The organism is Pseudomonas syringae group sp. J309-1 (genome assembly GCF_032582135.1).
GTDB classification, from domain to species: domain Bacteria; phylum Pseudomonadota; class Gammaproteobacteria; order Pseudomonadales; family Pseudomonadaceae; genus Aquipseudomonas; species Aquipseudomonas quasicaspiana.
This window is the reverse complement of sequence record NZ_JAWHNU010000070.1, coordinates 20321-28707: the sequence shown is the minus strand read 5'-3', so window position 1 is coordinate 28707 and position 8387 is coordinate 20321. Positions and strand designations below refer to the sequence as shown.

The following is an 8387-nucleotide window of genomic DNA, read 5'->3' as shown; positions in this document are numbered from 1 at the left end:
TCCCCTTCGTCTAGTGGCCTAGGACACCGCCCTTTCACGGCGGTAACAGGGGTTCGAGTCCCCTAGGGGACGCCATTGCGGGAATAGCTCAGTTGGTAGAGCACGACCTTGCCAAGGTCGGGGTCGCGAGTTCGAGTCTCGTTTCCCGCTCCATATTTAACGAAAACGCCGCTCAATAGAGCGGCGTTTTTGTTTGTGCGTTTTTTAATGCCCAGCTATCTGATTTGGCATATTTTTCTGTAGAAGTGGCCCCGGTGTCCAAGGCACCGGGATGTATCGTGGCAAACATAGGGCCTGTAGGAGCTGCCGAAGGCTGCGATCGCGGTGTGTCAGGAGAAATGCTTCGCAGCCTTCGGCAGCTCCTACAGAAAATGCATTTCAATCCAGCCGTGTTTGCTGTGAACAGCGTGGTTTTATCAGCGAGGCAAGATCTGTCGCAAGTCACGCAATCCGAAAATCAGCATGCAGCCGCTTCCAGTGCTCGCGTAAAACGCTTTTGTGGTCGTCCGCCATCCCGCTCTCATCCAGAGCCGCAGGCCAAAAGGTACGAGCTTTCTCCAGTGCCGCTCTGAGGTTGTAGAGAACCGGGCGCCACGGAATATCCCCATATTCCGCCCACTTCTTGAAGTCCTCCATGGAAACTTCGTACCAGTTTTTGCTACCGCCCATATTCAGGGCGTACTGGTTTTCATCGGTGATGTAGGCCTTGGTCACAACGATGTCGTACGCGGGAGACAGTTCGGCGTTGCGGCCATCTGGATAAATCATGCTCCAGTTCTTGAGGTGCGCGTCGCCGTTCGCCAGCAGTATGTTGACCAGGAGCCTCACCGCCATCTGCGCCGCGTCGCGCTGGCCTTGAAGCGAGTTTTGATAAATCAGCTTCCCTACCTGTTCATAACTGGCCGCGCGGTATTTGTCGTGGGCGTAGGCAAAGAAAATCTGGGCAAAGTCTTCTGAGTGGATGCGTTTGTTGTCTGGTAATCGATCGTATCGACGTATTCCATAGGCGTACTGCTCGTTCGGCAGATTGATGTTGGGAAGCGCCTCGATGTGGGTCATCGGGATCAGCTTGATTTCAGGGATGTTCACGCCAGCAAGGGCAGCGAGTGTCATTGCTGTGTATTCATTGAGTGGCACAAAGGGATGCACGGTCGAAGGCGTTTTAATAATCCAGTCCCCCGGAGCATCGGGGTCGCCGGTGATGTAACGCCCGTCCTGGCTGCGCATGGAGAATTTCATTTGTACACCGGCCAGGGAAAAATGCGCTCGGCTGTCAGGAATATCGATAACGGTGGGCTGGATTTTTCCACGGTACTGAAGGGCCAGATGGGGGATTTCCGAGGCTTCCAGAGGGTAGGCAATCAGTGCGCCGGGGAGGTCTCGGCCCAGCCAGGTCAGCAGCGGGAATTCATTATCCCGATGAACCTTCATCGCTTGTGACAGGAAGTCGCGTAACGCGCCTTCTGGAAGCAGGTTGCTGAGCACCGGGTGCAGCTTATGGCTGCTGATGTAGGGATGGCTTGCTGCAAGTTGGCGGGCCAGAGACGCGGGGTTGTTGTGGGACAGCGTCAGCGGATTTCTGGCCTCGTTTTGGACGTACTCGGGCGCTAGTGTGAAAACGTTCTTGCCGTTGGAGTACCCCGCGACATAACCGACGTTTTCACCCTGAAGGGTCAATCGTAAGGCTGAGACCGTTTCTTTGACCATCAGAGGTCTCCCCAGGGGTTTTCAGCCTCTTCGCTGACCGTCAAAGTTTGCACTTTAGGTTCGGTGTAGCGCTGATTGATCTCCGTTTGAGCTTCGCTGGCAAGAATGCGTTGAACGGCAGCGAGCTTCGACTTGGGGACCAGAACCAGAGCCGACTCCAATCCTTCAGCAATCTGATCGAGTGTGTTGAGTCGTGGGTTGCCACCCGCTTCGATTTTGCCGTACTGCTGTCTTGTGAGCCCTGCCAGCAGTGGCATTTCCTGAATTTTCAAGCCAAGCGCAAGACGACGTTGGCGGATTTGATCAAGCAATGTGGTTTTCATGGCGCGGTCCCTCAGTGAGGTACGCAGTATGTAATCTATATGGCTCTCGTCAAGATAAATGAGCTATATAGATTACTTTATTGGATAAAGAGCCTTATAGCTTACATTCTTAGCATGAAGAGTCTTATATGGCTCTTTGTAGGCGAGAGAGTCATATAGATTGCATCTCATGCATCGCCAATTGAGTCAATCAAGCACTCTGGATAACGAGCTTTCTGCACTTATATAAAGCCGACTGCGCCCGATTTGCACCATGGGGATGCGCCGAATCATGAGTCTTATAGCTAAGCCGGTCCCGTATACCCGCATCGACAGTCGGGCTTTACGAGGTGTTTCCCGATTTGCACCCAGGCTGGCACAAACGCTGCATTATCCCTGCTCAGGTCCACCGCGAATGTAGTCGAGTGGGCAGCCCCGTCGGTCAACGAAGATCGATCAGCCAACAAGGCCAGGGCAATTCAGGTGGATCAGGCATAGAGGCCAGGTTAACCACTAAAACGAACAGGCAAAGGCGCCTGAGACCGCAAGGTTTCAGGCGCTTTTTTTTGCTTTTAATTCCGTGATTGGCTTTGGTCGGGTGCTATCCATGAATACCAATATTGATTCTTCGAACTCGCTGCAAACCCTGATCGTGATCGGCAATGGCATGGTCGGACACCACTGTGTCGAGCAATTGATTGCCGGTGGCGCGTTGCAGCACTATCAACTGCATGTGTTTGGCGAAGAGCTCATGCGCGCTTATGACCGGGTGCATTTGTCCGAGTACTTCACCGGCCGTGATGCCGAGTCGCTGGCGCTGTCCGATGCTGCGCTGTATCAGACGCCCGGCGTCACGCTGCACCTTGGCACCCAAGTGCTGGAGATTGACCGGGACGGCCACAAAGTCATCACCGCCAGCGGTAGTGTGCATTACGACAAGCTGGTGCTGGCCACCGGATCCTACCCGTTCGTGCCGCCGATTGAAGGTGCCCACGGTGATTCGCGACTGGTTTACCGCACCCTCGAAGATCTTGACGCGATCCGTACGGCGGCCACCAATGCCATTCGTGGCGTGGTGGTTGGCGGTGGCTTGTTGGGACTGGAAGCTGCGAATGCCCTGAAAAGCCTTGGCCTCGAAGCGCACGTTGTGGAGTTCGCCCCGCGCCTGATGCCGGTGCAACTGGACGAGCAGGGCGGTATTGCCCTCAGGGATCGCATCGAGCAATTAGGCGTCGGGGTGCATCTGGCCCGTGGTACGCAGTCGATCACGGCGGGTGAGGAATACCGCTACCGGATGAACTTCGGCAATGACGAATTCCTCGAAACCGACCTCATCGTGTTCTCGGCGGGCATTCGTGCGCAGGATGCGCTGGCCCGGCAATGCGGTCTGGACATTGGTCCCCGTGGCGGCGTCAGCATCGACGGCCAGTGCCTGAGCAGCGATCCGGATATTTACGCGATTGGCGAGTGCGCGGCCTGGAACGGCAGTATCTTTGGTCTGGTTGCACCGGGTTACCAGATGGCACGCGCCGTAGCGACGACCTTGTGCGGCGGCGAAGCTGATCCGTTCATGGGCGCCGACATGTCCACCAAGCTGAAACTGCTGGGTGTCGACGTTGGCTCCATTGGTGATGCTCACGGCCACACGCCGGGCTCACGCAGCTATCAATTCATCGATCAGACCACTGCCAGCTACCGCCGCCTGGTGGTCGATGCCTCCGGCAAGCATGTGATTGGCGCAGTGCTGGTGGGCGACAACAGCTACTACGACACCCTGCTGCAATACATGCAGAACGCAATCACGCTGCCGGCCGAACCGGCGAGCCTGATCCTGCCGAGTTCTTCTGGCGCACCCACTCTGGGCTCGGCGTCTTTGCCTGAAACCGCGACCATTTGTTCGTGCCACAACGTCACCAAAGGCGCGATCTGTTCTGCCATCGATGGCGGTTGTACCGATTTGGGCGTGCTCAAGTCCGAGACCAAGGCTTGCACCGGTTGCGGTGGCTGTGCCGCTTTGTTGAAAACTGTGTTTGAACACGAGCTGATTGCCCGTGGTGTCAGCGTCGATAAAAGCCTGTGCGAACATTTCGCCTACACCCGTCAGGAGTTGTATGCGCTGGTTCGCGTCGAGGGTGTGCAGACGTTCGAAGAACTGCTTGCCAAACACGGTCGCGGCCATACCGGTTGTGATATCTGCAAACCGGCCGTGGGGTCGATTCTGGCGTCGTGCTGGAACCAGCCGATCATGGACGCCTCGCTGGTGCCTTTGCAGGACACTAACGACACGTTCATGGCCAACATGCAGAAGAACGGCACTTACTCCGTTGTGCCGCGTATCGCGGGCGGCGAAATCACGGCCGACAAGCTGATCGCCATCGGCGTGGTAGCCAAGAAGTACGACCTGTACACCAAAATCACCGGCGGCCAGCGCATCGATCTGTTCGGTGCGCAACTGCATGAGTTGCCGGACATCTGGTCTGAGCTGATCGAAGCCGGGTTCGAGACCGGCCATGCCTACGGTAAATCGACGCGTACGGTGAAGTCCTGTGTCGGCAGTACCTGGTGCCGTTACGGTGTGCAGGACAGCGTGCAGATGGCCTTGACCATCGAGGATCGCTACAAAGGCCTGCGCTCGCCGCACAAGCTAAAGTTCGCGGTCTCCGGCTGTACCCGTGAGTGCGCCGAAGCGCAGAGCAAAGACGTTGGCGTGATCGCCACCGAGAAGGGCTGGAACCTCTATATCTCCGGTAACGGTGGCATGCGTCCGCGCCATGCCGAGCTGTTCGCCACCGACCTGGATGACGAAACCCTGATTCGCTACATCGACCGTTTCCTGATGTTCTACATCCGCACCGCTGACAAGTTGCAGCGCACCTCGGTATGGCGCGAAAGCCTGGAAGGCGGTCTGGACTACCTCAAGGACGTGATCATCAACGACAGTCTCGGGCTGGGCGCAGAGCTGGAGGCGCAGATGCAACTGGTGGTCGATCGCTACGAATGCGAATGGGCCAACACCCTCAAGAGCCCGGAGAAACTCAAGCGTTTCCGCACCTTCGTCAATGACAAGCGGCCGGACCCGGACATCCATTTTGTCGAGGAGCGCGGTCAGCGTCGTCCGGCCACGGCGGCCGAGCTGAACCTTATTCCCGTCGTCGAGGAGGCACTCTGATGAGCCTGACAGCTATCAAACACAGCGAACCTCTTGCATCTGCCCCGAGTCTTGCGTGGCATACGGTTTGCGGCAGACAAGATCTGGTGACCAACTCTGGCGTTGTAGTCTGGGTGGACGGCGCGCAGGTCGCGCTGTTCTATCTGCCGGACGCTGAGGGCAGTCAGCTTTACGCGGTGGACAATCGTGATCCGCAGTCTGGGGTTAACGTGATTGGCCGCGGACTGATCGGCAGTATCAAGGGCGATCTGGTCATTGCCTCGCCGCTGTACAAGCAGCATTTTCGTTTGAAGGATGGCAGCTGTCTGGAATATCCGGAGCAGCGTTTGCGGGTCTGGCCTGTGCGCTTTGAGGGAGAGGACGTGCAGCTCGCGGTGGGGTGAGGGCATGTGCGATTTCTGGAGCTAACCCCCTGTAGTCAACAAGCTGGCTATCATCAAAAATAAAGTAACTAACTGAATTTAAATGCTTTATCTACAGGAGGCCGGCCGGCAAACATAGGGCCTGTAGGAGCTGCCGAAGGCTGCGATCGCGGTGTGTCAGGAGAAACGCTTCGCAGCCTTCGGCAGCTCCTACAGAAAATGCATTTCAATCCAGCAATTTGTATGTTGTTTGATGAAAGCGCGTTTGCCGCTCGATAGCGTGGATCAGGGGAGTTTTTATAGTTGGTATTTTGCATATAAACCCATTCTTAAAATGCATTTAGTGAATAAAAAACTAAATGCTATGGTTTAACCCGTTTGAATACGGGTAAAACCACAGGAGAACCGCGTCATGAGTTTCACTTCGCTGCATTGGGGGGCTTATCGCCCGCAAGTCGTCGATGGCGAACTGCGGGCTTTGGTGCCGGTGGAGTGGGACAGCGATCCTTCACCTATCGGTGATTCAGTGGCTGACGCGCTTACATCGCCCACGCGTATTCGGCGGCCTGCCGTGCGGCGCGGTTTTCTGGAGGGGCAGCTTGAGGGGCAGGGTGGCAGCCCGGAGTTACGCGGTCAGGAACCCTTCGTGGAAGTCTCTTGGGACGTCGCATTGGAGCTGGTAGCCAAAGAGCTGAAGCGGGTCAAAGCCGAACACGGCAATCAGGCGATTTTTGGCGGCAGTTACGGATGGGGCAGTGCTGGGCGTTTCCATCATGCGCAAAGTCAGCTCCACCGCTTCCTCAATGGCTTTGGTGGTTACGTCGCCAGCGTCGACAGCTACAGCCTCGGTGCCGGACGCGTATTGATGCCGCATATTGTCGGCAACATGGACTGGTTGTTGGCAGCGCATACCTCATGGAAAAACCTTGCGCAGCATTGCGAGCTGTTCGTCGCGTTCGGTGGCCTGCCTGCCAAAAATGCCCAGACCAGCCCGGGCGGTGCCAGTGATCACCTGCTGACCAAGGCCCTGCAAGACATGTCCGCAGCAGGCGTGGAATTCGTCAACGTCAGCCCGCTGCGGGATGATCTGATTGGGCCAACGCGCAATGAATGGCTGCCGGTGCGCCCGGGCAGCGACACTGCTTTGATGATGGCTTTGGCTTACGTGTTGGTCACCGAAGGTTTGCACAACGAAGACTTCGTTCAGCGTTACGCGGTGGGTTATGAACGCTTCCGTGATTACCTGCTTGGCCTTACCGATGGTCAGCCTAAAGACCCCGAATGGGCTCAAGCCCTGACGGATATTCCAGCTGCGCAGATCACTGATCTGGCCCGACGCATGGCCAGCAAGCGCACGATGATCAATATCGCCTATTCCTTGCAGCGCTCTGTGCATGGCGAGCAACCGTTCTGGATGACCGTGACGCTGGCCACGCTGTTGGGCCAGATCGGTTTGCCCGGCGGTGGCTTCGGTCTGGGTTACGGTTGCATGAACAACACCGGTAGCGGTCGCAAAGCGTTCTCCGGGCCGCGTTTTTCCCAAGGCCAGAACCCCGTCAAAGACTTTATTCCCGTAGCGCGGGTGGCGGACATGTTGCTCAACCCCGGCGCGGCGTTCGACTACAACGGTCAGCAGCGGCATTATCCGGACATCCGCCTGGTGTACTGGGCGGGCGGCAATATCTTTCACCACCATCAGGACCTCAATCGCCTGCTGAAAGCCTGGCAGCGCCCGGAAACTATTATTGTCCACGAGCAGTTCTGGACCGCTCAGGCCAAGTACGCTGACATCGTTTTACCCGCCACGACGGCGCTGGAGCGTAGCGATATCGGCAGCTCGGCGTCTGATCGTTTCATGATCGCCATGCAACAGGCGATCGAGCCGGTGGGCGAATCCCGAGACGATTACGCGATTCTGGCCGAGCTTTCCGGCCGACTGGATTTTGCCGACGGCTTCACCGAAGGTCGGGATGCCTCGGGCTGGTTGCGGCACATTTACGAAGAGTCACGGGGCAGGGCGGGGGAGTTTGGCATTCAGTTGCCGGACTATGATCAGTTCTGGCACGACGGCGTGTTTGAAGTCGAATATCCGGAGCAGGATACGGTGTTGCTGCAAGCCTTCCGCAAGGACCCCGACGCCCATCCGTTGCCAACCCCGTCGGGGCGTATCGAGATTTTCTCTGAGCGCATCGCCGGGTTCGGTTATGCCGACTGCCCCGGGCACCCGGTGTGGCTGGACAAAACGGCCTCAGACTACCCGTTGCATCTGTTATCCAATCAACCGAAAACCCGCCTGCACAGCCAATATGATCATGGCAGCTACAGTCGTTCTTCAAAGATTCAACAACGCGAACCACTGACCCTGAATACCGACGATGCGCGGGCACGGGGTATCAGCGATGGCGATGTGGTCAAGGTCTTCAATGACCGTGGGGCGTTTCTGGCCGGTGTGATTGTCTCGGATAACATTCGCCCAGGCGTGGTCCAGATCGCCACCGGTGCGTGGTTCGATCCGCTGGTGCACGGCGAGCCCGATAGCCTGGAAAAACACGGCAATCCGAACATGGTTACTGAGGATGTCGGCTCATCAAGCCTGTCCCAAGGCTGCTCGGCACAAACGGCGACGGTTGAAATTGTGAAGTGGGAAGGGGAGTTGCCAGGGATTACCGCGTTTGAACCGCCGGTAGTGATGTAGCGAATCAGGTGTGATTGCAGAGTCTTTGTTTGCTGGCAAGCTGACGTGGGACCTGCTGTGGGAGCACAGGTTTAGATTGGAATGCCCTTGTGGGAGCCGAGCTTGCTCGCGATAAGTGCTACACGGTTCCAGATCGAGTCGCACTTATCGCG

Annotated in this window: 5 protein-coding genes and 1 tRNA gene; 4 read left to right on the top strand and 2 right to left on the bottom strand. The window is 56.9% G+C overall.

Features of this window, described 5'->3' with window-relative positions:
• The first annotated feature begins 77 nt into the window (after nucleotides 1-77).
• A tRNA-Gly gene (locus RX972_RS25920) sits at nucleotides 78-153 on the top strand.
• Nucleotides 154-441: 288 nt separating this feature from the next.
• Here RX972_RS25920 and RX972_RS25915 read toward each other — a convergent pair.
• Entirely contained in the window at nucleotides 442-1707 is a 1266-nt protein-coding gene (locus RX972_RS25915) for a type II toxin-antitoxin system HipA family toxin (protein ID WP_316879724.1), read from the bottom strand.
• Nucleotides 1707-2030, bottom strand: coding sequence for a helix-turn-helix transcriptional regulator (locus tag RX972_RS25910; RefSeq protein ID WP_316879722.1), 324 nt, complete (start codon nucleotides 2028-2030; stop codon nucleotides 1707-1709). Before RX972_RS25910 ends, RX972_RS25915 begins: the two co-directional genes overlap by 1 nt.
• 586 nt (nucleotides 2031-2616) lie before the next feature.
• On the opposite strand from RX972_RS25910, the gene nirB reads away from it, so the two are divergent.
• From nirB to RX972_RS25895, 3 genes are all read left to right on the top strand, one after another.
• Complete coding sequence (gene nirB / locus RX972_RS25905) at nucleotides 2617-5178, top strand: nitrite reductase large subunit NirB (RefSeq protein ID WP_316879720.1); 2562 nt, start codon at nucleotides 2617-2619, stop codon at nucleotides 5176-5178.
• Nucleotides 5178-5561 carry a nitrite reductase small subunit NirD gene (gene nirD, locus RX972_RS25900; protein ID WP_316879719.1) on the top strand — a complete coding sequence of 128 codons (384 nt, stop codon included), beginning with the start codon at nucleotides 5178-5180 and terminating at the stop codon, nucleotides 5559-5561. The genes nirB and nirD overlap by 1 nt, the downstream gene beginning before the upstream one ends.
• A gap of 391 nt (nucleotides 5562-5952) precedes the next feature.
• Complete coding sequence (locus RX972_RS25895; RefSeq protein WP_316879717.1) at nucleotides 5953-8235, top strand: molybdopterin guanine dinucleotide-containing S/N-oxide reductase; 2283 nt, start codon at nucleotides 5953-5955, stop codon at nucleotides 8233-8235.
• Nucleotides 8236-8387: the final 152 nt, after the last annotated feature.